At 69.5% G+C, this 23,505-nt stretch carries 20 protein-coding genes; 16 read left to right on the top strand and 4 right to left on the bottom strand.

Going from position 1 to position 23,505, the window contains the following annotated elements:
* Positions 1-31: 31 nt before the first annotated feature.
* Positions 32-1,555 (bottom strand): alpha-N-arabinofuranosidase, encoded by a 1,524-nt coding sequence (locus ACGFIE_RS25920; protein ID WP_393299157.1) that lies wholly within the window; start codon positions 1,553-1,555, stop codon positions 32-34.
* A 583-nt stretch (positions 1,556-2,138) separates the two neighbouring features.
* Here ACGFIE_RS25920 and ACGFIE_RS25915 point away from each other — a divergent pair.
* The 11 genes from ACGFIE_RS25915 (at position 2,139) to ACGFIE_RS25865 (ending at position 15,167) form a co-directional block, all read left to right on the top strand.
* Positions 2,139-3,161, top strand: coding sequence for a LacI family DNA-binding transcriptional regulator (locus tag ACGFIE_RS25915; protein ID WP_393299154.1), 1,023 nt, complete (start codon positions 2,139-2,141; stop codon positions 3,159-3,161).
* 149 nt (positions 3,162-3,310) lie between these two features.
* Positions 3,311-5,458 (top strand): alpha/beta hydrolase, encoded by a 2,148-nt coding sequence (locus ACGFIE_RS25910; protein WP_393299151.1) that lies wholly within the window; start codon positions 3,311-3,313, stop codon positions 5,456-5,458.
* A 105-nt stretch (positions 5,459-5,563) separates the two neighbouring features.
* Positions 5,564-6,904, top strand: a complete 1,341-nt coding sequence (locus ACGFIE_RS25905; RefSeq protein WP_393299148.1) for an ABC transporter substrate-binding protein — start codon at positions 5,564-5,566, stop codon at positions 6,902-6,904.
* A gap of 72 nt (positions 6,905-6,976) precedes the next feature.
* Positions 6,977-7,918, top strand: coding sequence for a carbohydrate ABC transporter permease (locus tag ACGFIE_RS25900; protein ID WP_393299145.1), 942 nt, complete (start codon positions 6,977-6,979; stop codon positions 7,916-7,918).
* Positions 7,919-8,803: a carbohydrate ABC transporter permease gene (locus tag ACGFIE_RS25895; RefSeq protein ID WP_393299143.1), complete on the top strand. Its 885-nt coding sequence runs from the start codon at positions 7,919-7,921 to the stop codon at positions 8,801-8,803.
* 49 nt (positions 8,804-8,852) lie between these two features.
* Entirely contained in the window at positions 8,853-10,580 is a 1,728-nt protein-coding gene (locus ACGFIE_RS25890; protein WP_393299140.1) for an IlvD/Edd family dehydratase, read from the top strand.
* Positions 10,581-10,656: 76 nt separating this feature from the next.
* Positions 10,657-11,676 carry a LacI family DNA-binding transcriptional regulator gene (locus ACGFIE_RS25885; RefSeq protein ID WP_393299137.1) on the top strand — a complete coding sequence of 340 codons (1,020 nt, stop codon included), beginning with the start codon at positions 10,657-10,659 and terminating at the stop codon, positions 11,674-11,676.
* A 181-nt stretch (positions 11,677-11,857) separates the two neighbouring features.
* Complete coding sequence (locus ACGFIE_RS25880; protein ID WP_393299134.1) at positions 11,858-12,436, top strand: IS607 family transposase; 579 nt, start codon at positions 11,858-11,860, stop codon at positions 12,434-12,436.
* Positions 12,433-13,812 carry an IS607 family element RNA-guided endonuclease TnpB gene (gene tnpB / locus ACGFIE_RS25875; protein WP_393299131.1) on the top strand — a complete coding sequence of 460 codons (1,380 nt, stop codon included), beginning with the start codon at positions 12,433-12,435 and terminating at the stop codon, positions 13,810-13,812. Before ACGFIE_RS25880 ends, tnpB begins: the two co-directional genes overlap by 4 nt.
* A gap of 22 nt (positions 13,813-13,834) precedes the next feature.
* On the top strand, positions 13,835-14,662 hold the full coding sequence (locus tag ACGFIE_RS25870; protein ID WP_393299431.1) for an SAM-dependent methyltransferase: 828 nt from the start codon (positions 13,835-13,837) through the stop codon (positions 14,660-14,662).
* A 37-nt stretch (positions 14,663-14,699) separates the two neighbouring features.
* On the top strand, positions 14,700-15,167 hold the full coding sequence (locus ACGFIE_RS25865; protein WP_393299128.1) for a hypothetical protein: 468 nt from the start codon (positions 14,700-14,702) through the stop codon (positions 15,165-15,167).
* A gap of 59 nt (positions 15,168-15,226) precedes the next feature.
* Here the strand turns inward: ACGFIE_RS25865 and ACGFIE_RS25860 are convergent, their stop codons facing one another.
* Complete coding sequence (locus tag ACGFIE_RS25860) at positions 15,227-17,017, bottom strand: extracellular solute-binding protein (RefSeq protein ID WP_393299125.1); 1,791 nt, start codon at positions 17,015-17,017, stop codon at positions 15,227-15,229.
* Between the two features lie 84 nt (positions 17,018-17,101).
* A complete protein-coding gene (locus ACGFIE_RS25855; protein WP_393299122.1) occupies positions 17,102-18,385 on the bottom strand; it encodes a protein kinase in 1,284 nt (427 codons plus the stop codon).
* 310 nt (positions 18,386-18,695) lie between these two features.
* Here ACGFIE_RS25855 and ACGFIE_RS25850 point away from each other — a divergent pair, with 310 nt between their 5' ends.
* From ACGFIE_RS25850 to ACGFIE_RS25835, 4 genes are all read left to right on the top strand, one after another.
* The gene (locus ACGFIE_RS25850) at positions 18,696-19,586 is read left to right on the top strand and encodes a hypothetical protein (RefSeq protein ID WP_393299119.1); all 891 of its coding nucleotides are present in this window, start codon (positions 18,696-18,698) and stop codon (positions 19,584-19,586) included.
* Positions 19,579-20,079: a SigE family RNA polymerase sigma factor gene (locus ACGFIE_RS25845; protein WP_393299116.1), complete on the top strand. Its 501-nt coding sequence runs from the start codon at positions 19,579-19,581 to the stop codon at positions 20,077-20,079. The genes ACGFIE_RS25850 and ACGFIE_RS25845 overlap by 8 nt, the downstream gene beginning before the upstream one ends.
* A 383-nt stretch (positions 20,080-20,462) precedes the next feature.
* A complete protein-coding gene (locus ACGFIE_RS25840; protein ID WP_393299113.1) occupies positions 20,463-20,924 on the top strand; it encodes a hypothetical protein in 462 nt (153 codons plus the stop codon).
* Positions 20,917-21,834 carry a serine hydrolase gene (locus tag ACGFIE_RS25835; protein ID WP_393299111.1) on the top strand — a complete coding sequence of 306 codons (918 nt, stop codon included), beginning with the start codon at positions 20,917-20,919 and terminating at the stop codon, positions 21,832-21,834. The genes ACGFIE_RS25840 and ACGFIE_RS25835 overlap by 8 nt, the downstream gene beginning before the upstream one ends.
* 29 nt (positions 21,835-21,863) lie before the next feature.
* On the opposite strand, the gene ACGFIE_RS25830 is transcribed toward ACGFIE_RS25835, so the two are convergent.
* Entirely contained in the window at positions 21,864-23,003 is a 1,140-nt protein-coding gene (locus ACGFIE_RS25830) for a substrate-binding domain-containing protein (protein WP_393299108.1), read from the bottom strand.
* A 23-nt stretch (positions 23,004-23,026) separates the two neighbouring features.
* Between ACGFIE_RS25830 and ACGFIE_RS25825 the strand changes: the two genes are divergently transcribed.
* Entirely contained in the window at positions 23,027-23,182 is a 156-nt protein-coding gene (locus ACGFIE_RS25825; RefSeq protein ID WP_393299105.1) for a hypothetical protein, read from the top strand.
* Positions 23,183-23,505 lie beyond the last annotated feature (323 nt).

Genomic DNA, 23,505 nt, shown 5'->3' with positions numbered 1-23,505 from the left:
GTCACACCAGGAGGCGCGCGGCCGGGGTGCCCTAGGGGGTCACGTCGGTGGCGCGGAGCCGCAGCATGGTCCACGACGCCGGCGGAAGGGTCAGCCGGACGCTGGCACCAGTGCCCCGGGTCGTGTCGTTGGGGCGCGGCTCGGCGTGGTCCGGACCGTCGGCGGTGTTCCTGGCGTCGAGGTCGGTGCCGCCGACTGTGACGCACTCGATGATCCCGCCCACCTGGGCGCCGGCGACGTCGACTGTCACCTCGGCCGGAGTGTCGACGACCCGGTTGACGAGAAACACGGTCATCTCCCCGGTGCTGTCGTCCCAGGTGGAGACCGCGTCGACCGCGTCGACCGCGCCGTAGCGGTCGGTGGTCGTCGTGCTGCTGTCGCGGAGCACGTCGAGCACTGCGCCCCGGGCGTGCCGGGCCGTGCGGGCGAAGGGGTGGAAGATGGTCTGCCGCCAGGCCGAGCCGCCCGGTTCGGTCATGATCGGGGCGATGACGTTCACCAGCTGGGCCTGGCACGCCGCGGTCACCCGGTCGCTGTGCCGCAGCAGGCTGATGAGCAGGCCACCGACGACGACGGCGTCGGCCACGCTGTAGTGGTCCTCCAGCAGGGGCGGCGCGACCGGCCAGTCCTCCCCACTCGGCGGGGTGGACGGCGCGGCCGACTGGTACCAGACGTTCCACTCGTCGAACGCGATCATGATCTTCCTGGTCGACCGGCGGATCGCTCCGACCGAGTCGGCGATGGCGGTGACGGCGTCGATGTAGACGTCCATGTCCTCGGCCGAGGCGAGGAAGCTGGGTAGGTCGTCGTCGACCGGCTGGTAGTAGGCGTGCAGTGAGATCAGGTCGACGTCGTCGTACGCCTCGGTCAGCACGTCGCGCTCCCAGCTGCCGAAGGTCGGCATGCCGAGGTGGGACGAGCCGCAGGCGACGAGTTCGAGGTCCGGGTCGAAACGGCGCATGGCCTTCGCGGTCTGCGCCGCGAGCCGCCCGTACTCGGTCGCGCTGCGCTGGCCCACCTGCCACGGGCCGTCCATCTCGTTGCCCAGGCACCACAGCCTGATCCCGTACGGGTCGACGGCGCCGTTGTCGCGGCGCTTGTCGGCGAGGTGACTCCCGCCGCGGTGGTTGGCGTACTCCAGCAGGTCGACGGCCTCGGCGGTACCACGGGTGCCGAGGTTGACCGCCATGATCGGGTCGACACCGGCCTTGCCGACCCAGCGCATGAACTCGTCCAGCCCGAACGCGTTGGTCTCCAGACTGTGCCAGGCGAGGTCGAGCCGGGCCGGTCGTTTGTCGACCGGGCCCACACCGTCCTCCCAGCGGTACGAGGAGACGAAGTTGCCGCCCGGGTAGCGGACCGTGGTGATGCCCAGCTCCCGGACGAGCGCGAGGACGTCGCCTCGGAAGCCGTCCGCGTCGGCGGTCGGGTGGCCCGGCTCGTAGATTCCGCTGTAGACGGCGCGGCCGAGGTGTTCGACGAACGAGCCGAAGAGCCGGCGGGGCACCGGCGCGACGCGTCGGCGTGGATCCAGGAGCAGGCGTGCAGTGTTCACGACAGCCCTCCCCGCTGGTGTCGACGGGGTCGGACCGGCAGCGCGGCGCGGTGGGGGTGGGTGTTCAGGGCGGGCTCCTTCGTGCGGGGCCCCGACGTCGAGATCTCCGTCGCGGTGCCGGGACCGAGGGGTGGTGGGTCGGTGCGAGCTCTGGACATCGCCATGATCATCGATTACGTTCTCGATCTATGTAAACGTTACCGATCACGTTTGCAGCAGGGAACACGGTGGCCGTGACCAATGTTCGCCTCGGGCGGGCCGCACGCCACGCGGGTGTCGCCTGCCCCGGGCTCGTTCCGGTGCCGTGATCGGTGATCGGTGGCCGGGAATGGACCCCGACGTGGTCCTCGAATGGAGCCATCGCGGAATTGGGCGATCCACTCCGGACGCCTGAAGTGGCTACCGATCGTGTCCGTCGTATCGGTTATCGAGGTGCGAAGCCCGCCCTGCGACCGTCCCGTTAGGACCTTTCGAACCGGGTTGCCGTGCGCGTGAAGGAGTCTTGTGTTCGTAATCGTCGTCCGTTACGTTGGCAACATCCTGGAAACGTAACCGATAACGATTGCAGTCCAGAGAGAGCGGCATGATCGAAGCCAATGCGCCGGTGACAATGAGTGATGTCGCCCGGGTCGCCGGCGTTTCCACAGCCACCGTCTCGCGCGTCGTCAACGGGCACTACGGCGTCAGCGCCCGCACGATCGCCCAGGTGCGGACCGCGATCGAGCAGCTCGGCTACGAGTCGAGCCTGGTGGCGTCGAGCCTCCGCCGCAGCCGCACCAATGTTCTCGGCCTCGTGGCGCACAGCTTCCAGTCGTACACCGCAGAGGTGCTCAAGGGGGTCATGAAGGCCCTGAGTCGCTCGGGCTTCGACCTCATCATCTACGCCAACAGCGACCTCTACGGGTCGTACTCGGAGGGCTGGGAGCAGCGGCATCTGACCCGGCTGTCGGGCACCCTCACCGACGGGTGCATAGTCGTCACCCCGTGGGGCGAGGTACGCAGCCGGACACCAGTCGTGGCCATCGACCCGGTGCGAGGTTCGACGGCGCCCTCGGTCACGGCCGACAACCTCGTGGGCGCCACCGCCGCGGTCGAGCACCTGCTCGGCCTGGGTCATCGGCGCATCGGGTTCATCGCCGGCCGCGACAGCCTGGCCTCGGCGTGGTCGCGCGAGGAGGGCTACCGGGCGGCGCTGACCGAGGCCGGCGTCCCGGTCGACCCGACGTTGATCGGCAGGGGGGATTTCAACCCCGAGTCGGCAGCTCCGTTGGCGCGTGCCCTGCTGCGACGAGCCGACCGGCCGTCGGCGATCTTCGCGGCGAGCGACGGGATGGCCCTCAAGGTCCTGGAGGTCGCCAGGGAGCTGGGGCTCTCCGTCCCGGGGGACCTGTCCGTCGTCGGGTTCGACAACATCCCGGAGTCGGCGTCGACCGAGCCGGGTCTGACCACAGTGGACCAGTCGATGTACCAGCTCGGGTACGAGGCCGCGCGGATGCTCAAGTCACTGGTGACCGGCGAGTGGGACGAGCCCCACCAGATAGTGCTTCCGACAAGCCTCGTGGTCCGCAACTCGACCGCCGCACCGCAGAGCGCGGCACGACCGTGAGAACTCGCGCTCCCGTGGCAGGAGCGGGAAGGGGGTGTACGCACCACGCACGGCGAGATCCACCGATGAGTTGAGCCGGCCAGCGGGTCGCATCCGCTGCCGGCACATGAAAGGAGTGGAGCGTGACAACCGAACATTATCATGGGCGCTTGCGCCGTCCGGGCGTACGCCGGCGGGTCTCGGCGGTGTTCACCGCCGGAGTCGTCGCCATCGCGGCGGCCCTGCTCGCCCCGCAGCCCGCGACGGCGGACACGCCGTGGCTTGCCGTCTCCGGGGACCGCTACGCCTCGTTCGCCGTTCCGGCGGCGTACGTCCAGGAGAAGCTGGGCACCGTCTCGCAGGTCGTCGTCGAGGGCAACTTCGGTCCGTCCGCCACCTGGGCGGAATTCGGTCTGACCCGCCGCGGTGACGTGTGGTCCGGTGTGCTCGGCGCGCTCGCCCCGGGGCTGTACCGCTACCAGCTCACCGCCGACGACACCTTGACCATCAAGGACCCGACGAACGCCACAGGCGTCGCGTCGGACCCGCTGCTGAGCACCTTCCTCGTCGCGGGTGACTCGGCGCGGTGGCTTGTCGACGCGCCCGCCGGCACCGGCGGAAAGATCGAGACGCTGACCTACCGCACCGGTAACGCGCAGCGATCCGCCCTGGTCTGGACGCCACCGGGGTACACGGCCAAGGGGCCGAAGGGTTACCCGGCGCTCTTCCTCCAGTCCGGCGCCGGTGCTGCCGCCACCGACTGGCTCGACCTCGGTCGCTCCAGGCAGATCCTCGACAACCTCTCGGCCGCGCGTGCCATCAGCCCGATGGTGGTGGTGCTCAGTGACGCCGACGACAGGGAGTTGAACGACCTCCGGAAGGCGGTCGCCGACACCTACCGGGTCCTTCGCGATCCGGCACACCAGGCGATCGCGGGAGTGGCCGACGGTGGCACGCAGGCGCTGCGGGCCGCGCTCGCGAAGCCGGGTCAGTTCGGCTACGTCGGTTCGTTCTCGGGCACGTCGGCTCCGGCGATCGACCGGAAGCACGCCACGGCGACCAACCGCGGCCTCAAGCTGCTGCGCCTCTACACGGGCAACGTCACCGATCCCGCGTACAACCCCACCTACCAGCTGATGAGGGCGCTGGACCGAGCCGACGTCCGGTTCGAGTTCGACGGGGTCAACCCGGACGGCGGCGCGAACTGGACCACGTGGCAGGAGAACCTGGTCGACTTCCTGCCGCGGCTGTTCCGGCACGTGACCGACCACCGGCCCAGCCCCGGTCACCAGCCGTTGCGGCGGGAGTTCACCCCGCCGCCGGCCGGCACCACCCCGACGCCGTTCGTCAGCGAGGGCGGGTTCGTCACCTTCGAGACGACCACCGACTTCACGGACGCTCAGCACGTCACGGTGTGGGCCAACATCGCGCCGGGCGGCAGTTGGCTGCGCGTGCCACTGAGGCGCGACGGCGACCGGTGGCGGGCGACAGTCGGGCCGTTGAAGCCCTGGTTCTACTACTACCGGTTCATCGTCGACCGGGTCGCGGTCAAGGACGCCTCGAACCCGACGACCGTGACCTCCGAACCGATGTGGAGCACCTTCCTCCTCCCGGGGCCGGGTGCCCGCCTGCTGTCGGACGTGCCCGCCGGCCGGGGCGGAACCGTCGAGCGCATGACCTACCCCAGCACGGTGGCCGGTCAGGACCGCACCGCGCTGGTGTGGACCCCACCCGGGTACGACAGGGGTCGAGCGCAGCCGTACCCCGTCCTCTATCTCCAGCACGGCAGCGGCCAGAGCTACACCGACTGGGTCGAGATGGGCCGCGCCAAGCAAATCCTCGACAACCAGTTCCTCGACGGGGACCTCACGCCCATGGTCGTCGTGATGGGCAACGGCAACTCGTCGAACTTCAACCGGGAGCTGCTGGAGAACATCGTGCCGACGGCCCGTGCCCGCTACCACATCTCCAGCGATCCGTCCCAGCAGGCCCTCGCCGGTCTGTCGATGGGCGGCGGGCAGGCGCTCGGGGTGCTGAAGGCGTACCCGGGGGAGTTCGCGTACGTCGCGGCCCTCTCGGCCGGGTTCGGCAGCGGCGCCGGCGTCGACGTGGCCGCGATCAACAACGGGACGAAGATGCTGCGCCTGTACGTGGGCGACCAGACCGACTTCGTCCACCCGAGCTTCGTGGCGTCGCTTACCACGTTGGACACCCTCGGTATCCGCTACGAGTTCGACGGCGTCACCCCCGGGCCGCACGGCTGGGACGTGTGGCAGAAGAACCTCATCGACCTGGCTCCGCGTCTGTTCAAGCGCTAGGAGCCCCTACCCGGCGACGCCACCGGGATCGGGGTCTCCCGCCCCGGTGGCGCCCGCCAGCGCACGGATGCCTCCGCACCGCCACCTCCGAAGGGAACCATCTCAATGAAGAGACGACGCATACTCGCCACGGTGGTCATGCTCGCGGCCGGGAGCGGCCTGGTCGCCTGCTCCTCCGACGGGGGCGGCAGCAACGCGAGCAACTGCACGAACACCATCACCAAGCAGAACGTGCCGGTGGTGACGATGTGGGGCTGGTACCCCAACACCCAGCTCGTCGTCGACAACTTCAACAAGCAGCACGACGACGTGCAGGTCTGCTGGACCAACGTCGGGCAGGGCGGCGACGAGTACGACAAGTTCCAGACGGCCATCTCGGCGGGCACCGGGGCGCCGGACGTGATCATGGTCGAGGCGGACCGGATCCCGACCTTCCAGATCCAGGGCGCGCTCGTCGACATCAAGCAGTACGGCTACGACGCGGTGAAGGCCAACTACGGCGAGGGCGCCTGGAAGGACGTGTCGGTCGGCGACGCGGTCTACGGCGTCCCGGTCGACGGCGGTCCGATGGGCATGATCTACCGCAAGGACATCTTCGACAAGTACAAGGTCACCCCGCCGAAGACCTGGACCGAGTACGAGCAGGCCGCGCAGAAGGTGAAGGACGCCGGTGGTCCGCTCTTCGGCGACCTCGGCGCGAACGTGCCGGCGGTCCTGATGGCGCTGCAGATCCAGAAGGGCGCCGCGCCCTTCACCTTCGATCCGGCGCAGCCGAAGTCGATAGGCGTGAAGCTCAACGACCAGGCGTCCAAGGACGTGCTGGACTACTGGGGCGGCCTCGCCAAGAAGGGCCTGGTGGGCACGCAGGACCAGTTCACCCCGGAGTACATCTCCGGCGTCATCAACGGCAACTACGCGACCTACATCTCGGCGGCGTGGGCGCCCGGCTACCTCACCGGCGCGGGTGTCGGTAAGGGCCAGGACACCGGCAAGTTCGCGGTAGCGCCGCTGCCGCAGTGGGATCCGGCCAACCCGGTCCAGGTCAACTGGGGTGGGTCGGCCTTCTCGGTGACCAAGCAGGCCAAGAAGCCGGAGCTGGCGGCGAAGGTCGCCTACGGGCTCTACGCCGACAAGGAGTCGCTCACCGACGGCTGGACCAACCAGATCATCTTCCCGCTGAACCTCACGGCGCTCAAGGATCCGGCGTTCGTCGACCTGAAGGTGGCGTTCTTCGACGGCCAGCAGGCGAACAGGGAGGTCTACCTTCCCGCGGCCGAGGCCTACAAGGGGGTCGCCTACGCGCCCTTCGGCCAGTACTACCTCGACGCCATGACGAAGCAGGTCAGCGAGATCATCAAGGGCTCGGTCACCGGTTCGCAGGCTGCCGACAAGCTCCAGGAGGACGTGGCGAAGTACGCCAAGGAACAGGGCTTCACCGTTCAGTGACCGGATGGGTGGGCCGCGCCAGCACGGCCGGCCCACCCACCACCGCCAGCGTCCACGTCCTGGAGACCACAGATGACACTCCTGACCGAGAAGCGCGCACGGCGTCGTCAGCACGAGACGCGCAAGATCCGTGGCAAGGTGCATCTCCGCGAGCACCTGATGGGGTGGCTCTTCGTCGGGCCATTCGCGGTCGTCTTCCTGGCGTTCCTCATCGCGCCGCTGACCTACGCGTTGTACCTCAGTCTCTTCCAGAAGAAGCTGATCGGCGGCACCAGCTTCGTCCTCTTCGACAACTACGTGAAGGCGTTCACCGACCCGAGCTTCCTGTCCGGGGCATGGTTCGTTCTCCGCTTCTCGCTCGTCTCCATCCCGGTGCAGATCGCCATCGCGCTCGTGCTGGCCCTCATCCTGGACTCGGTGACGACGCTTTTCGCGCGCTTCTCCCGCCTCATGATCTTTCTTCCGTACGCGATCCCGACGGTCATCGGGGCCGTGATGTGGGGGTTCCTCTACAGCAAGGGCTTCGGCCCGCTCACCGACATCTTCGGGCTGTTCGGCGCCACCGCACCCGACTTCCTGGGCAGTGACCTGATCTTCTACGGCCTGCTCAACGTCGTCACCTGGCAGTGGGCCGGCTACTACATGATCATCCTGTACGCGGCGTTGCAGGGAGTCGACCCGACCCTCTACGAAGCCGCACGGATGGACGGCGCCGGCCGATTCCAGATCGCCACGCGCATCAAGATCCCGCTGATCGCTCCCGCGCTGATCCTGATCCTGGTCTTCTCGCTCATCGGCACCCTGCAGTTCTTCAACGAACCGCAGATCCTGCGCTACCTCGCCGCGGGCACGATCGGGACCGACTTCACGCCCAACATGTACGCGTACCAGCAGGCGTTCGGGCTCGCCAACTTCAACTACGGGTCCGCGATCTCGTTCGCTCTCGGCGGCATCGTGTTCATCTGCGTGTACGCCTTCCTGTTCTTCACCCGCAAGCGGAGGAGCTTCCTGTAGATGACCGATCACACCAGCGCCCGCGCAGGCACCCGCCGCCCGCAGCGCTACCTCCCTCTGCAGATCCTCCTCGGCTTCCTGGTGATCTACTTCCTCGTACCGTTCTGGTGGGTCATCGTCAACAGCTCCAAAGACGCGCCGGGCCTGTTCGGTGGGGGCAACACCCTCTGGTTCACCGACCGGGTCGACTACCTCGGCAACCTCAGGCAGCTCTTCACCTACGACGGTGGCATCTACCTGCGGTGGATCCTCAACTCCACGCTGTACGCCATCGCCGGCGGGATCGGCGCGACCGTCCTGGCGGTCATGGCCGGCTACGGGTTCGCCAAGTACCGGTTCGCCGCGCGGCGCTTCAGCTTCGCCGTCGTGCTGGGCGCGCTGATGGTGCCCGCCACCGCCCTGGTCATCCCGACCTTCATCATGTTCTCCCGGCTCGGCCTGACGAACACGGTGTGGGCGGTGATCCTCCCGTCGTTGCTCAACCCGTTCGGCGTCTACCTGATGCACGTGTACGCCCGCGACGCCGTGCCCGACGAGCTGTTGGACGCGGCACGTGTCGATGGCGCGGGGGAGGTGCGGACGTTCCTCCAGATCGCCCTCCCGCTGATGCGCCCCGCGGTGGTCACCGTGCTGCTCCTGTCGGCGGTGGCGTCCTGGAACAACTACTTCCTGCCCCTGGCCATGCTCTCCGACAACCGGCTCTTCCCGGTGACTGTCGGCCTCGGCCTCTGGCAGGGGATCGCCTCCGCGAACAACTCGGGAGGCACCTCGCTGTGGAGCCTCATCATCCTGGGCTCGCTCGTGTCCGTGATCCCACTGGTCATCGCGTTCTTCAGCCTGCAACGACACTGGCGCGGCGGACTGTCCGTCGGGGGCCTCCGGTAGGGCCGACCCTCCGTCAGCCACGTGTTCGGACGAACAGAGAGGTGTGTCGATGTCGACGACGGATGGGTCCCTGCGTAGCGGGCAGTGGTTCGGTGCGGAGGGCCGCAACGGGTTCATCCATCGGTCCTGGATGCGCAACCAGGGTTTCGCGGACGACGTCTTCGACGGTCGCCCGGTGATCGGCATCGCCACCACCTGGTCGGAGCTGACGCCCTGCAACGCCCACCTGCGCGACCTGGCCGAATCGGTGAAGCGGGGCGTGTGGGAGAGCGGCGGTCTGCCGCTGGAGTTCCCGGCGATGAGCCTGGGCGAGCCGCTCATGCGACCCACCACCATGCTCTACCGCAATCTGCTGGCCATGGAGTTGGAGGAGTCGGTCCGCGCCAATCCCCTCGACGGGGTGGTCCTGCTCTCCGGCTGCGACAAGACCACTCCCGGCCTGCTGATGGGTGCGGCGAGCGTCGACCTGCCGACGCTGATGATGACCGGCGGCCCGATGCTCAACGGCAAGTTCCGCGGCCAGGACATCGGCTCCGGCACGGTCGTCTGGCGCTTCACCGAGGAGATGCGGGCCGGCCGGATGACCGCCGCCGACTGCGCGGAGGCGGAGGTCGGCATGTCCCGCAGCCGGGGCCACTGCATGACCATGGGTACGGCGTCGACGATGGCCTGCGTGACCGAGGCGTTGGGCGTACAACTGCCCGGCGCCGCCGCCGTGCCGGCGGTCGACTCCCGGCGGTACGCGCTCGCGCACGCCGCCGGGCGTCGGATCGTCGCCATGGTCGGCGAGGACCAGCGCCTGTCCACGGTGCTCACCCGTTCGGCGTTCGAGAACGCCATCCGGGTCAACGCCGCGATCGGCGGCTCCACGAACGCGGTCGTGCACCTGCTCGCGATCGCCGGACGCCTCGGCGTGCCCCTGTCGCTGGAGGACTTCGACACCCTCACCGCCGACGTGCCCCTGCTCGTCAACCTCATGCCGTCCGGGGCGTACCTGATGGAGGACTTCGCCTACGCGGGCGGCCTCCCGGTGGTGATGAAGGAACTCGCCCCGCTGCTGCACACGGATCACGTCACAGTCAGCGGCCGGAGCGTGGCCGAGAACGTCGACGGCGCCCAGTGCTGGAACACCGACGTCATCGCCACCCTGGAGGAGCCGTTCCAGCCCGCCGGCTCCGGCACCGTGGTGCTGCGCGGGTCGCTCGCGCCGTCCGGGGCGGTGCTGAAGGTCTCCGCCGCCTCCGCCCACCTTCTCACGCACACCGGCCCGGCCCTCGTCTTCGACCGGATCGAGGAGTACGTCGTCGCCGCCGACGACCCGGATCTCGATGTCACAGCCGACACGGTGATCGTCGTCCGCAACGCCGGACCACGCGGCTACCCCGGCTTCCCCGAGGTGGGCAACGTACCCATGCCCCGCCGGTTGCTCGCCGACGGCATCACGGACATGGTGCGGATCTCGGACGCCCGCATGAGTGGCACCGGCTATGGCACGTGCGTCCTGCACGTGGCGCCGGAGGCGTCCGTGGGCGGCCCCCTCGCGCTGGTACGCACCGGCGATCTGGTCCGCGTCGACGTCACCACCCGCCGCCTGGACCTCCTGGTCGACGACGCGGAACTCGCCGAACGCCGTTCCGCCTGGGTCCCACCGCCGCCGGTGGCCGAGCGGGGGTGGACACGGCTGTACAGCGAACATGTTCTGCAGGCCGACAGCGGCGCGGACCTCGACTTCCTCGTCGGTGGCAGCGGCAGCGCGGTGCCCCGTCACTCACACTGACGGCCGGGGAACGGACGAGGAAACGACTCATGGAAGAACGGACGGCCCGCCAGTGCGAGTTCACGCGGAGAAAGCGGTGACGGCCGCCCACCGTCCGCCGGTCATGGCGGACGTCGCCCGTCTGGCGGGCGTGTCGCACCAGACGGTGTCCCGGGTCATCAACGGGGCGCCGGCCATCAGGCGCGAGACACGGGAACGGGTTCTCGAGGCGATCCGACGGCTCGACTACCGCCCCAACACCGCCGCCCGCGCGCTGGTGCGCGGACGCTCCGGGATGATCGGCATCATCGGCACGGCCAGGACGCTGTTCGGTCCGACGAGCATCCACCGCAGCGTCGAGGACGCTGCCCGCGCTGCCGGCTACTTCGCCACCTCGGTGAGCCTGTCGGAGGTCACGGTACGGGCGCTCAGCGACGCCACCGAACACCTCATGCGCGTCGGTGTGGAAGGCGTCGTGATGATCGCCGGCAACGACGAGGCTCTCGAGGTGGTGCGGATGACCCGGTCCGGCGTCCCCTTCGTGGTGGTGGAGGGCGACGTGTCCAGGGCCAGCGTCACCGTCGGGGTCGACCAGGTGCTCGGCGCCCGGATGGCGACCGACCACCTGCTCGGCCTCGGGCACCGGGAGATCGTGCATGTGGCCGGTCCGCTCAACTGGGCCGAGGCCCGTGCCCGCCGTGACGGCTGGCGCGCGGCGATGAGTGCGGCGGGCCTACGCCCACCCGAGCCGGTCCAGGGTGACTGGAGGGCACCCAGCGGCTACGTCGCCGGGCTGCGGATCTGCGAGATGCGCGGGACGACAGCGGTCTTCGTCGCCAACGACCAGATGGCCATCGGTGTGCTGCGCGCGCTGCACGAGCGCGGGCGGCGGGTGCCCCAGGACATCTCCGTCGTCGGATTCGACGACGTTCCCGAGGCGGCGTACCTGGTTCCGCCGTTGACCACGATCCAGCAGGACTTCGACGCGGTCGGTCGGCGGGCCATCACGGCCGTCACACAGGCCATCGACGACACCGTGCCTCAGCCCCTGCCGTTGGTCGTCCCCACGCTCGTGGTTCGAGAGAGCACGGCGCCTCTGAGCGGGACCGGCAGGTGAGCGACGGGGCCGGGGTGTGGCGCGAATTGTCGACCTTCTATAGCGTGACACGCCCAGGGGCGACCGTTTCCTCGACAGGTCCACCCGCGACGGCGTCGTGTACGCGAGCGAGACGAGAGGGTAGTCGGCTGTTGGCGTGTCGGTCGTCAGTAGCGCTCACTAGCGGGCTATAGTCGGCGTTGTGAACTTGAAGGAATGGGCAGCGGCCACCGGGATCTCGTATGCGACAGCACGTCGGCGTTACGAGTCCGGGACGCTACCCATTCCCACCTACCGGATCGGCCGCCTGATCATGGTCGGAGATCCGGTCACCGCAACGGCGGCCGAGGCCGGGCAGACCGTGGTGTACGCCCGGGTGTCGTCAGCCGATCAGAAGGCGGATCTGGACCGTCAGGTCGCCCGGGTGACCGTGTGGGCCACCGGCCAGAAGCTCGGCGTGGACCGGGTGGTCACCGAGGTCGGGTCCGCGGTGAACGGGCACCGTGAGAAGTTCCTGGCCCTGCTCCGCGATCCGGGTGTGTCAACCATTGTGGTCGAGCACCGTGACCGGTTCGCCCGCTTCGGTGCCGAGTACGTTGAAGCCGCGCTGGCCGCGCAGGGCCGGCGTCTGCTGGTGGTCGACCCGGCTGAGGTCGATGACGACCTGGTCCGCGACGTCACCGAGATCCTGACCTCGCTGTGCGCCCGCCTGTACGGTCGTCGCGCCGCCGCGAACCGCGCCCGCCGCGCAGTCGAAGCCGCCACCGAGGCTCCGGTGTGAAGACGATCCAGGCGTACCGGTTCGCCCTCGACCTCACCCCGGGCCAGGAACGTGACGTGCTCGCGCATGCCGGGGCGGCCCGGGCCGCGCATAACTGGGCACTGGCGAAGGTCAAGGCGGTCATGGACCAGCGGACCGCCGAGCGGTCCTACGGCGTGCCGCGCGAGGCGTTGACGCCGTCGCTGTCATGGTCCCTCGCTGGGTTGCGCAAGGCGTGGAACGCCGCTAAGCCCGGGGTTGCGCCGTGGTGGGACGAGGTGTCGAAGGAGGCGTTCAACACCGGCTTGGACGCCCTCGCGCGCGGCTTGAAGAATTGGGCCGACTCCCGTAAGGGCGCACGGGCCGGGCGGCCGGTCAGGTTTCCCCGGTTCAAGTCCCGCCGCCGCAGCACACCATCCGTGCGGTTCACCACCGGGGCGATCCGGGTCGAACCCGACCGCATGCACGTGGTGCTGCCCCGACTGGGCCGGTTGAAGCTGCACGAGTCGGCCCGCAAACTCGCCCGCCGCCTGGACAACGGCACCGCCCGGATCATGTCCGCGACCGTGCGGCGCGACGGCGGACGCTGGCACGTGTCGTTCACCGTTGACGTCGAACGGGCCGAACGCGCCCCTGCCCGGCCGCAGTCGGTCGTCGGCGTGGACGTCGGGATCACGCACCTTGCGGTGCTGTCCACTGGCGAACTGGTCGACAACCCGCGCCACCTAGTCGCCGCGCAGCAACGCATGCGCTCGTTGGGTCGGGCGCTGTCACGCAGGACCGGCCCGGACCGGCGTACCGCAAGACGAGCCTCGAAGCGGTGGGAACGGGCAGCCGCCCGGCTCGGCCGCGCTCACGCCCGCGTGGCGAACCTGCGCCGCGACGGCCTGCACAAGCTCACCACCCGCCTGGCCCGCGAGCACAGCATGATCGTGGTCGAACACCTCAACGTGGCCGGCATGCTCGCCAATCGGCGGCTGGCCCGGCACATCGCAGACGCCGGTTTCGCGGAGATCCGCCGCCAGTTGGCGTACAAGACCGGATGGAACAATGGTCAGCTACTGCTGGCCGACCGCTGGTATCCGTCCTCCAAGACCTGCTCGGGCTGCGGCACAGTGAAAACCAAGCTGGCCCTGTCCGAGCGCGAATACACCTGCGAGGCGTGCGGTCTGGTCATCGACCGGGACCGCAACGCCTCCTTGAACCTGGCCGCTCTCGCGGCCGAGTTCGATACCGCCGGGAGTGGCCCGGTGCCAGCACGTGGAGCCGACCAGAAGACCCGCGTACGCGGGCAGGTGGCGACGAAGCGTGAACCCGGCACGGCATCCGCCGGTCAGACCGGGACCGTTCCGCCGCAAGGCAGGACTACCAACCATGTGCTTGCTAAAGCGCACTGAGAGGTGACGGTTCGTCGTGACCATGGAATCGCCGACGACCGGCCGGCCCGAGGCGGGCGAGGTCGGCTCCCAGCAGAAGATCGACACGTCGGTGCCGCATTCGGCGCGTATCTGGAACTACTGGCTCGGTGGGAAGGACAACTTCGCTGTCGACCGCGAGGCCGGCGATCAGTACCGGCAGATCTTCCCCGGCGTCGTCGACGTCGCCCGCGCCTCGCGGCAGTTCCTGGTCCGTTCGATCAGGTTCCTCGCCGCCGACGCGGGCGTCCGCCAGTTCCTCGATGTCGGCACGGGGCTGCCGACGGCCAACAACACCCATGAGGTGGCGCAGCGGATCGCGCCGGACGCGCGGATCGTCTACGTCGACAGTGACCCGCTGGTGCTTGTGCACGCCCGCGCACTGCTGGTCGGCACGACCGAGGGCAGGACCGCCTACATCGACGGTGACCTGCGGGAGCCGGCGGCGGTCGTCGCCGAGGCCGGCAAGACGCTCGACTTCCAGCAGCCGATAGGTCTCATCCTCAGCGGCGTCATGGGCCATGTGCCCGACTACGAGACGGCCCGGTCGATCACGCGCCAGTTGTTGGCCGCCCTGCCCAGCGGCAGCTACCTCTCACTGAACGACGGCACGAGCCTGATCAGCGCCGAGATGCAGCAGGCGCAGGACGACTACAACGACAGCGGGGCGACCCCGTACACGCTGCGCTCGCCCGCCGAGATCGCCGGCTTCTTCGACGGCCTGGAGCTGGTGGCTCCCGGCGTCGTACCGTGCCCGCAGTGGCGACCCGACGACGCGGTCGACACGCCCGCCGACATCGACGCCTTCGGCGGGGTCGGCCGCAAGCACTGACACCCGGTTGGCCGGCCCACCACTGCGGAGTGCGCACGTGTTCCCGACGTCGGTGCGTCGCCGCGCCCGGTTCGCGGTGACGGCCGCGCTGCTCACCGTAGCCGCATCCGGGTGCGGTTACGACGGCAACGAGACCCAGCGGTACGCCGACCGCATACGCGTAGAGGGATTCACGCTGGTCAAGACCGCGTACGCGAACGGCGAAGGTCGGTCCTACCTCGGCCCTGCCGGCGACGCCACGCCCGCGGTCACCGCGCCCGGGCTCACCCTGAGTGCGGGTGGCACGGACCTGTCGTACCCGTTCTACGACTACCTGGCCACCGGCGAGGGCACCGACTCGGACACGGGCAGCTGCCGGGTGACCGTGTACGAGATCCGGGACCGGCCCAAGGCGGTGGGTTACCTTGATGACCACCTGACCCGCAGCCAGCAGCAGTCGGTGCGTGAGGGCACCGCAAGGGTGCTGCACATCGACGTGCTCTGCGACGCGCAGGCCGACACGTGACACGCGGAACCGACGCCGGCCGCCCGGCTCTGAGCGCGCCGGTCCGGGCAGGGAGAGCGTCAGAAGCTGCTGACCAGCTTCACGAACGCCTCGTCGATCTTGGCGGGATCGGTGGCGTCGAAGGCCTTGCCCGACGACGCCTTGGCGATCTGGTCCAGGGTGGCGAAGTCCGACTCCCGGTCGAAGGCGATGCAGAACACCTTCACCGGACGCTTTGGGTCCAGGGCGACCTCGGCGAGCAATCGGGCCAGGTCGTTGTCCTTGCTGTACTCGTTCTTGCCGTCGGTCAGCACGACGATCGCGTTGATCCGCTGCGGGTCGTACCTGTCGACAAGCTCGCGGTGTGCGGCCCGGACCGTCGCGTAGAGCGCGGTGCCACCCTCGACGTGCAGGCCGGCGATCTTGCTGTTGATCCGCTTCTGGTCGAACTCGTCGAGAGGCACCTCTGTCCGGTAGGGGCTCTTCGGCCGCTTCGGGGTCTCCGAGGAGAACGACAAGAGCCCTACCCGGTCTTCGCTGTTGAGCAGCGCAAGGCCCTTGCCCGCCGCCGCCGAGGCGACCTGGAAACGGGTACGGGTGCCGACCATCGTCTGCATCGACCCCGAGGTGTCCAGGGCGATCAGGATGTTCGCCTTCTTACGGAGCGTGCGCCAACCGTCCAGCATCGCACCGACCACCTGGGGGTCGGGGGGGTCGAAGTAGGTAAGCCCGCCGGTGGGCTCGGCGCCGACGCTGGCGAGCAGCTCCGTCGAGGCGCGGCGCTCGTGGTCCCGGAAGCCGAGACGGGCGAAGCTCTCCTGCTGGTCATCCTCGGTCAGGAATTTCTGGAAGTCGGCCGCCGCCGCGCGTTGCCGCTTGTCCGCGGAGGGCAGCACCACGAACGGGTGGTCCAGGTTGAACGTGCCCTCCTTGGGGTGGACGGCGACCAACGGCACGTTCGGCCGGCGACCCCGCTCCTGCCCGTCCTGCCGAGGACTCAGCGCGCCCGTGTTGTAGAGGTCCACCAGCTCCTCCTGCAGGACGACGGCACTCATGTCGTCCGCACTGCCCGCCCCGCCGGCCAGGTCCGCCTCGGCGAGGCTGCGGAGCAGGTCCACCGAGTCGTCGCTGTAGTGCGACACGTTTGCCTCGATCCGGCGGACGAACTGGGTGACCGTCGGGTTGGCCAGGTCGTCCCGGGTCAGATCGCTCGACCGTTGCACCGCCGCGTAGTAGGTGGCGATGGTCGCCGCCAGCCCGGAGGTCGACAGGTTCGGGTTGTCCTTGCCGAAGGTGAAGCGGCCCCACTCCGGCTTGCCGAAGCTCGCCCACCCGTCCCGCCCGGACAGGCCCAGGATCTCTCCCCAGCCCAGCGGCCCGCGCTGGCGTAGCAGCTCGGCCTTGGGCTGCGGCATCGCGATCACCAGGGGACTGTTGGCGATCGACGGGTAGTGGTCCGGGGTCTGCAACTCCCGCCCGGCGGCCCTGTCGAGCAGGCGGAGCTGACCGGTCCACAGGCTCGACGTCGGCAGCCAGACCTGTGGCTGCGGCAGGCCGGTGTGGGTCCAGCCGCTTGCCAGCGCCTCGGTGGCCTGGCCCGAGTTCAGCGCGCTGACGTGCACCTGGGCGCAGCCGCCGCCGTCGATCGACCGGTCGCTGCTGTTGTAGCGCTCGGCCAGCTCGACCAGCAGAGCCGCCTTCTCGGTGGAGGAGTTGACCTGGAGGGTGGTGGCGCAGTCGCCGCGTGCCCCCTCGTTGCCCGCTTCGCGCTGCCGGACGAACACGAACGCCCCGGCGATGACCACCAGCCCGGCGGTGACGGCGGCGGTGTACGGCAACCACTGCCGCGTACGCGTAGCGGATGGGGCCATCGGGACGTCCTCCTCGGCGGGCGGCTGGTGGCAGTCAACCTATCGATCCGGTGCCAGCCGGCGACCCTGACCCCAGCGGGCCTGTCACCCGTGGTCGGGTCGTTCCCCGACCGCCGTCGCGACCAGCAGTCGAACCAGGTAGACCACGACGAAGGTGACCGCGCCGGACGCGGCGGCGGGGCCGATCGCGCTCGACGCGACGTAGCCGGCGGCGGCGCCAGCCGAACCGAGGAAGAGCGCGGTCGAGATGCCCCAGGCGTCGAGGGCCTCACCACGCAGCCGCCGCCACGCGCCGCTCCCACCTCCGGCACCGACGCCGGACGCCGTCGCCGGCTGGTGTGCAGGCCGTGTCGTCACCGGTTGGGTCGGCTGGGCCTGGGCAGGCACCGTCGGCTGTGTCGGCGTCTGCGGCTGGGCCCGGCGCGGCTGCGGTGCCGTCGGCGTGATCTGCGGCAGCGGGGCGTTCGGCGTCGGTGCGCCCGCGGTCTCGATGCCGACCTCCAGCAGGTTGTCCCGACGTAGCGGCTCGCTGACCGTGCCGTCCTGCCGGAGCAGTCGGACCAGCACGTGCTCGGCGGCCGGCCGGTCGGCAGGGTCCTTGGCCAGGCACTCCCGGATCAGCTCGTCCAGGACGGGAGGCAACGCCGGCAGGTCGGGCGGATCGTGCAGCACCCGGTGCATCACGGCGAAGAGCGAGTCGTTGCCGAACGGTGGTTGACCACCGGCGGCGAAGGCGATCGTGGCCGCCCAGGCGAAGACGTCGCAGGGCGGACCGACAGCGTCGTTGCGGAACCGTTCGGGCGCCATGTACGCGGTGGTCCCCATGACCCGGCTGGACGCCGTCTCGGTGACACCCAACGCACGGGCGATGCCAAAGTCGATCACTCGGGGACCGTCCTCGCCCAGCACCACGTTGTCCGGCTTGAAATCGCAGTGCACCACCCCGGCGCTGTGGATCGCGGCGAGCGCGGTGACCGTGCCGACCGCGAGCCGGTGCAGGGCGTTTCCGGTCACCGGGCCGCGCTCGCGGACGTGCCGATGCAGGGTCAGGCCCTCGATGAACTCACTGACCACATAGGGCCGTTCGCCGTCCACCTCGGCGAAGAGCACCTGCGCGGTGCAGAACGGAGCGACCCGGCGTGCGGCGGCGATCTCCTTCACGAACTGCGACCGCGCCCGGGGGTCACTCAGATCGATGTTGACCATCTTGACCGCGACCCGGTCACCGGCGTCGTCCTCACCGAGGTAGACGACCCCCTGCCCACCCGCGCCCAGCCGGCCGACCAGCCGGTACGGGCCGGCGGTGACCGGATCGTGCGTCCACAGTTTCGCCAACCCTGGCACCGGCGTGCCGGCCAGTTCTGACATCCCGACTCCATAAGCGTCGTGCCCGGCCACCGGCGGCGCAGGACACGGCCATCGTGCCATGTCGGCCGTCGGCGGCGGGTCGGTCGCCACCCTCGGGGTGCCGTTGGCCGCCGACGGCCGTCCGCAGCAACGCTCCTGGCACGAGAAACATGACGCTGTGGAGGCGGCTGAACACGTTGTGGAACACGGTGTTCAGCCGAGAGGTGTGACTGAGATTTCACGCCGGAATTCGGTAACCAAATCTGCTGACCAACCCGTCAGGTCAGTGATGGATCGCCACCGCGGGCGGCCAGCCGAGAAGGGATGGGACATGGGGGACGTCCGAAGGCGTTTCAGGGACGACCTGGCACGACACCCCGCCCCGCCGTTGGGTGACCTGGTCCAGCAGTCGATGCTGCAGGGCCGCCGACTGCGTCGCCGACGCCGCCTGGCGCAGTTCGGCGGCGGCGGCTCGTTGTTGGCCATGCTGCTCGTGGTCGGCCTGGCCGCCGGGCCGATCGGTGTCGGTGCCGACGACGTCGGTCAGCCCGGCGGGCCGAACGTGGGTTTCCCGGGTGGGTCTGTCGACATCGGCACGCCGTCCCCGGCTGCGTCCGCCGGTGGCGCACCGGGCGGGATCGGAACGGGCACCGACGGGGAGCACAGAGATGGGTCCCATCGGTTCGTGCCGCCGTCTCCCTCGCCCACGGTGATCGACATCCTGAGGATGGGGCCGGAGCCGGGCGGTGAGCTGCTGACCACCACACCGCAGGGCGCCCTGGAACTGCTGACCCGGCTGCTGCCCGCGGGAAAGACCAGCGGATTTGCGAGTCTGCCCAGCAGTGGAGCGGGCCCCGGCATGCCGTTCGTCCAGCTCTACCTGGACCGGGGCGATGGACCGGGGATGCTGCGGCTCTCCATCTACCGGGACAGGCTCGGCGGCGACCCGGCCCCGGGGACTGTGGAGCTGACCGAGGTGCCCGACAACTGCGTGGAGAACCAGATGGTCACCGTGCACCACCGCGATGGCCTCCAGGTCGATCTGATGATTTCCACCTGTCTGGCCTGGGACGGCAAGGGCAACGTGCCGGCACCGCCCGTCCTGTCCCTGAAGGAGGCGACCGAGATCGCCGCCAACCCGATCTGGGGGACGAGACTGCCGACCGAGTACGTCATCAGCGGTGCCAAGAGGTTCCCGACGCTGGCCCGGTCGAATGGCTGACGAGGACTTCCTGGAGTTCGCGCAGGCGGCCGCCGGCCGGCTGCGCGATGCCGCGTTCCTGATGTGTCGCGACTGGCATCTCGCCCAGGACCTCACCCAGACGACGCTGGCGAAGGTGTACGCCAACTGGAGGCGGGTCCGTCGGGCCGACGACCCCCACGCGTACGCCCGCAAGATACTGCTGCGCTGCATGATCGACCAGAAGCGGCGTCGCTCCAGCCGCGAGTTCGCGATGTCGGCGCCGCCGGAGCGGGGCGAGGAACATCCGGCTGAGCTGCGCATGACGTTGCTGGACGCGATCGCCACCCTGCCGATGCGGGATCGGGCGATCATCGTCCTGCGTTACTGGGACGACCTGAGCGTGGAGGCGACCGCCGAGGTGGTGGGCGTCTCCACCGCGGTCGTCAAGAGCCAGAGCATGCGCTCCCTCAACCGCCTGCGCGAGCTGCTCGGTGAGACCCGTTCCGACCTGTTCGCCGAGGAACGCCATTGACCGGTCCCGTCCGCGGCGGGGGAGTGGCGGATTCCGGTGGTGTCGGGCCGTCGGCCGTCGACCGCTGCACCTGTGCTGCGGCGGCGACGAGCGCGCCACCACGCGTCGTCGCCTGAAGCGCCACCGTGTTGGCAAGTATCTGCGTGTGGGAAGGGTGTCCGGTGTCCGAGTCGAGCAGCAGGACATGCCGTGGCCGGATTCGCGGTAGGGGCCGAGTCTCGGCCGCTGTCGTGCCAGCGGTCCTGTCGGCGTTGGTCGTGATGGCCGCGGGATGCGATCGGCGGGAATCCGACGTCGGCGTCCAGGAGCGACGCAGCGGGAACGCGGATCGGGGCGATCTGAGCCTGCTGCTGGGTGCGGGCGATCTGGGAGCGGACTGGCGCGTGGACGACGCTCGAACCGGTCTGCCGCCCTGGCCGTGGGAGCAGGACGACTGCCCGAACTATCAGAGCGGCGACTACCCGGCCAAGTCACACCGGCGCAACGCCGTGGAGCGCTACTACCGGCTGCCTGACGGCTCGTCGTCGGCCTACCACGTCGTGGAGACGTACGAACCTGGATGGGCCGGTCGGAACATCGATGACGTCCGTCGGGTCCTGTTGCGGTGCGCGAGGTACCCGGTCCTCGGATCCCAGGTCTCGTTCGACGTCGTCGATCCCCACTACCTGAAGGGTGCTGGCATGCTCATCCGAGGTCGCATCGCCCACCGGGACGTCCCGGATACGGTCACGTACTTCGTGATGCTGAAGCGCGGGGAGACGGTTTCGACGGTCCGCCTGCCTGATCCGGGCAGTAAGGCAGCGGTGGACTCGATCGCGGCGAGGGCGGTGGCCCGCCTTGGCTGAGCGCAGCGGTCGGCAGGTGTCGCGCCGCTGGGTCGTCTCGGCGGGCACCATCTTCCTGGCCGGTGTCGCGACGGCGGCCTTCGGTGCAACGCGCCCTCGCGACGGCGACGGAGTCGCTCCATCGCGCGGTCCCTCCCCTGCCAGTCCGATCCCCACCACGCCGGCCATCGACCGGATCGCCCAGGCGAGGACGCGCATCGAGGCCTACGTGGAGCGGTACGACGGCCACCTGGCGGTCGCGGCGCGGGACCGACAGGGGACGGCTGCGGTGACGGTGGGCACCAGACGGTTCGAGACCGCCAGCGTCGTCAAAGTCAACATCCTCGCGGCACTGCTGCTGCGCCAGAGCCCGCAGGGCAGGGCACTGAGCGCCGGCACCCGACGGTTGGCCGAGGCCATGATCGTGTCCAGTGACAACGACGCGGCGGTAGCCCTGTGGCAGCGGATCGACGGTTCGCGCGGCCTCGCCGCCGCGAACCGTGCACTCGGTCTACGGCAGACCAAGCCCAGCTCGCACTGGGGAACCACCACGACCACGGCTGACGACCAGCTCCGTCTGCTGACCGCGCTGACGTCGCCGACGGGACCGCTGACCCCGCAGGACCGTGCCTTCATCATGGGTCTGATGAAGAAGGTGATCCCTGAGCAACGATGGGGAGTCACCGCCGCGCGGGCGCCGGACACTCGTTCCTCCTACGTCAAGAACGGGTGGGACACCGCCGATGCGGACGGCGGCCGCTGGCTGGTCAACAGCATCGGACGGATCGTCGAGGCCCGTCACGACTGGCTGATCGCCGTGCTCTCCGACCATCACGTGAGCCAGAAAGAGGGCGTCCGCGTCGTCGAGAAGGCCGCCACCTACGTGCTCAAGGAGCTGCGCGCCGCCACCGCCGGCGACGGTGCTTCTTAGCGGTGGAGCTAGGGGCCGTGGAAGAGCACCTACGCCGGTGGCGGCGCGGTCGACTCCCGGATCCGCAGCGATGGGCTGATGACGACCCGATGGGTGGGGCGGTCGGGGTCGGCGAGCCGGTCGGCGACGAGACGTACGGCGGCCCGTCCGATCGAGCGTCGCGGCGGCCGGACCGCGGTCAGGGGCGGGCTGAAGAGTCCGGCGACCTCGTCGTCGTACGCCACGATGGAGAGGTCACCGGGGACGGAGAGGTGCCGCTCCTCGCAGTGCTGCACGAGCGCGATCGCCTCGGCGTCGGCGTGCACCAGCAGCGCCGTCGTCCCGGTCGCCTGGCACTGGTCGAGCACGCCGTCGAGCACGGTGTCCCGCTCCGGGGACCGCGTGTCCGGTACGACGGCGACCACCGTCGCGTCGGAGTCGAGGCCGCACTGGGTGGTGGCGTCGAGCCAGCCGCGCCGCACGTGCTGACTGGTGGGGCTGTCGGCGTCGAGCACCAGGCCGACCTTGCGGTGCCCGAGCGAGGTGAGGTGGCGCACCGCCATGGCCGCGCCGAGCGCGTGGTCGGTGACCACCGATTCCATGACGGCGTGATGACTGCCGACCGTGGCGGTGCGTTCCAGCAGGACGACCGGAACGCCGACCTGGTCGAGCCACTCGATGGTGCGTTCGGCGGTCGGTGCGTCCATGCTCGGCGCGATGATCAGCGCATCGGCGCCCATCCGCTCCACCAGGCGAGCCAGCTGCGGTTGGTCGTCCTCGGTGTCGTAGGAGGAGCCGCGCAGCACCACCCGCATGTCCAGCTCGCGGGCGGCGCTCTCGACGCCGCGCGCCACGTCCGGCCAGTAGTAGTCCAGGGAGGGCACGAGCATGCCGAGCGTACGCCCGACCAGCGGGTTCAGACCTGCCGCGGGCGGCTCCTCGGCTGCCGGAACGTCGTCCGGCAGGAGCAGGGCGACTCCACCGTGGACGCGACGAACCAACCCTTCGGCGGCGAGTTCCGCGATGTCGCGCCGGATGGTGACCGGTGCGGCGCCAAGCACGTGTGACAGGTCGGAGATGCGCATAGAGCCGTCGCGTTGCAGGGCTGCCAACAGTTGCTGGCGGCGGGCGACCTGAAGCGGCGCACGGGACGTCTCCGCCGTGGCGACGACAGAACTGTCCTTGCTCATGGGGGACCTCCGAGGAACGCTTCGTGCGGCGGAAGCTCTCGCGTGGTGACGACAAGCTTGCCGGCCGGGTTGAACGCGGCTGCGTGGGCACCCCTGCCGACAGTGTCCTGCTGATGCCCGGCAACTCGCAGCCCGAAGCCGGCGAGGTGGTTCGCGACGAACACTGCCCTTCGAGCTGAGAGAGCAGCTATGAGCGATTCTGATCGTATCAGATCAGTTACGGCGTCGAACGGGCTGGCCGAGTCGCCGTGACGCCGGAGCCGGTCGGCTCGCGGGCCGCAGAACCACCTCCGTCCGATGCCGACGGTGCCCCGGTCGCGGCAGTTCACGACGGCTGCGTGTGCTGTTCTGATCGGATGTGCTCGAACTGGTTTGAGATCAGCATTGACTTGATCTGATGTGAGCGTTTTACTTCGGAAACCTCGTGGAAGCCGGTGCGTCACATTCGTGAGCGACGCCCCGCTCGCCACCCTCCATGGAGACGGATCGATGCGACAGGATC

Source organism: Micromonospora sp. NPDC049275, from assembly GCF_043197115.1.
GTDB lineage: Bacteria > Actinomycetota > Actinomycetes > Mycobacteriales > Micromonosporaceae > Micromonospora.
The sequence above is the reverse complement of the archived record's forward strand: the minus strand, read 5'-3'. Positions and strand labels throughout refer to the sequence as shown.

Bases quoted from the DNA above. Each gene is read 5' to 3' on its own strand.
- ACGFIE_RS25915 (WP_393299154.1), top strand. From the start codon at position 2,139: ATGATCGAAGCCAATGCGCCGGTGACAATGAGTGATGTCGCCCGGGTC.
- ACGFIE_RS25905 (WP_393299148.1), top strand. From the start codon at position 5,564: ATGAAGAGACGACGCATACTCGCCACGGTGGTCATGCTCGCGGCCGGG.
- ACGFIE_RS25900 (WP_393299145.1), top strand. From the start codon at position 6,977: ATGACACTCCTGACCGAGAAGCGCGCACGGCGTCGTCAGCACGAGACG.
- ACGFIE_RS25895 (WP_393299143.1), top strand. From the start codon at position 7,919: ATGACCGATCACACCAGCGCCCGCGCAGGCACCCGCCGCCCGCAGCGC.
- ACGFIE_RS25890 (WP_393299140.1), top strand. From the start codon at position 8,853: ATGTCGACGACGGATGGGTCCCTGCGTAGCGGGCAGTGGTTCGGTGCG.
- ACGFIE_RS25870 (WP_393299431.1), top strand. From the start codon at position 13,835: ATGGAATCGCCGACGACCGGCCGGCCCGAGGCGGGCGAGGTCGGCTCC.
- ACGFIE_RS25860 (WP_393299125.1), bottom strand. From the start codon at position 17,017: ATGGCCCCATCCGCTACGCGTACGCGGCAGTGGTTGCCGTACACCGCC.
- ACGFIE_RS25855 (WP_393299122.1), bottom strand. From the start codon at position 18,385: ATGTCAGAACTGGCCGGCACGCCGGTGCCAGGGTTGGCGAAACTGTGG.
- ACGFIE_RS25850 (WP_393299119.1), top strand. From the start codon at position 18,696: ATGGGGGACGTCCGAAGGCGTTTCAGGGACGACCTGGCACGACACCCC.
- ACGFIE_RS25845 (WP_393299116.1), top strand. From the start codon at position 19,579: ATGGCTGACGAGGACTTCCTGGAGTTCGCGCAGGCGGCCGCCGGCCGG.
- ACGFIE_RS25830 (WP_393299108.1), bottom strand. From the start codon at position 23,003: ATGAGCAAGGACAGTTCTGTCGTCGCCACGGCGGAGACGTCCCGTGCG.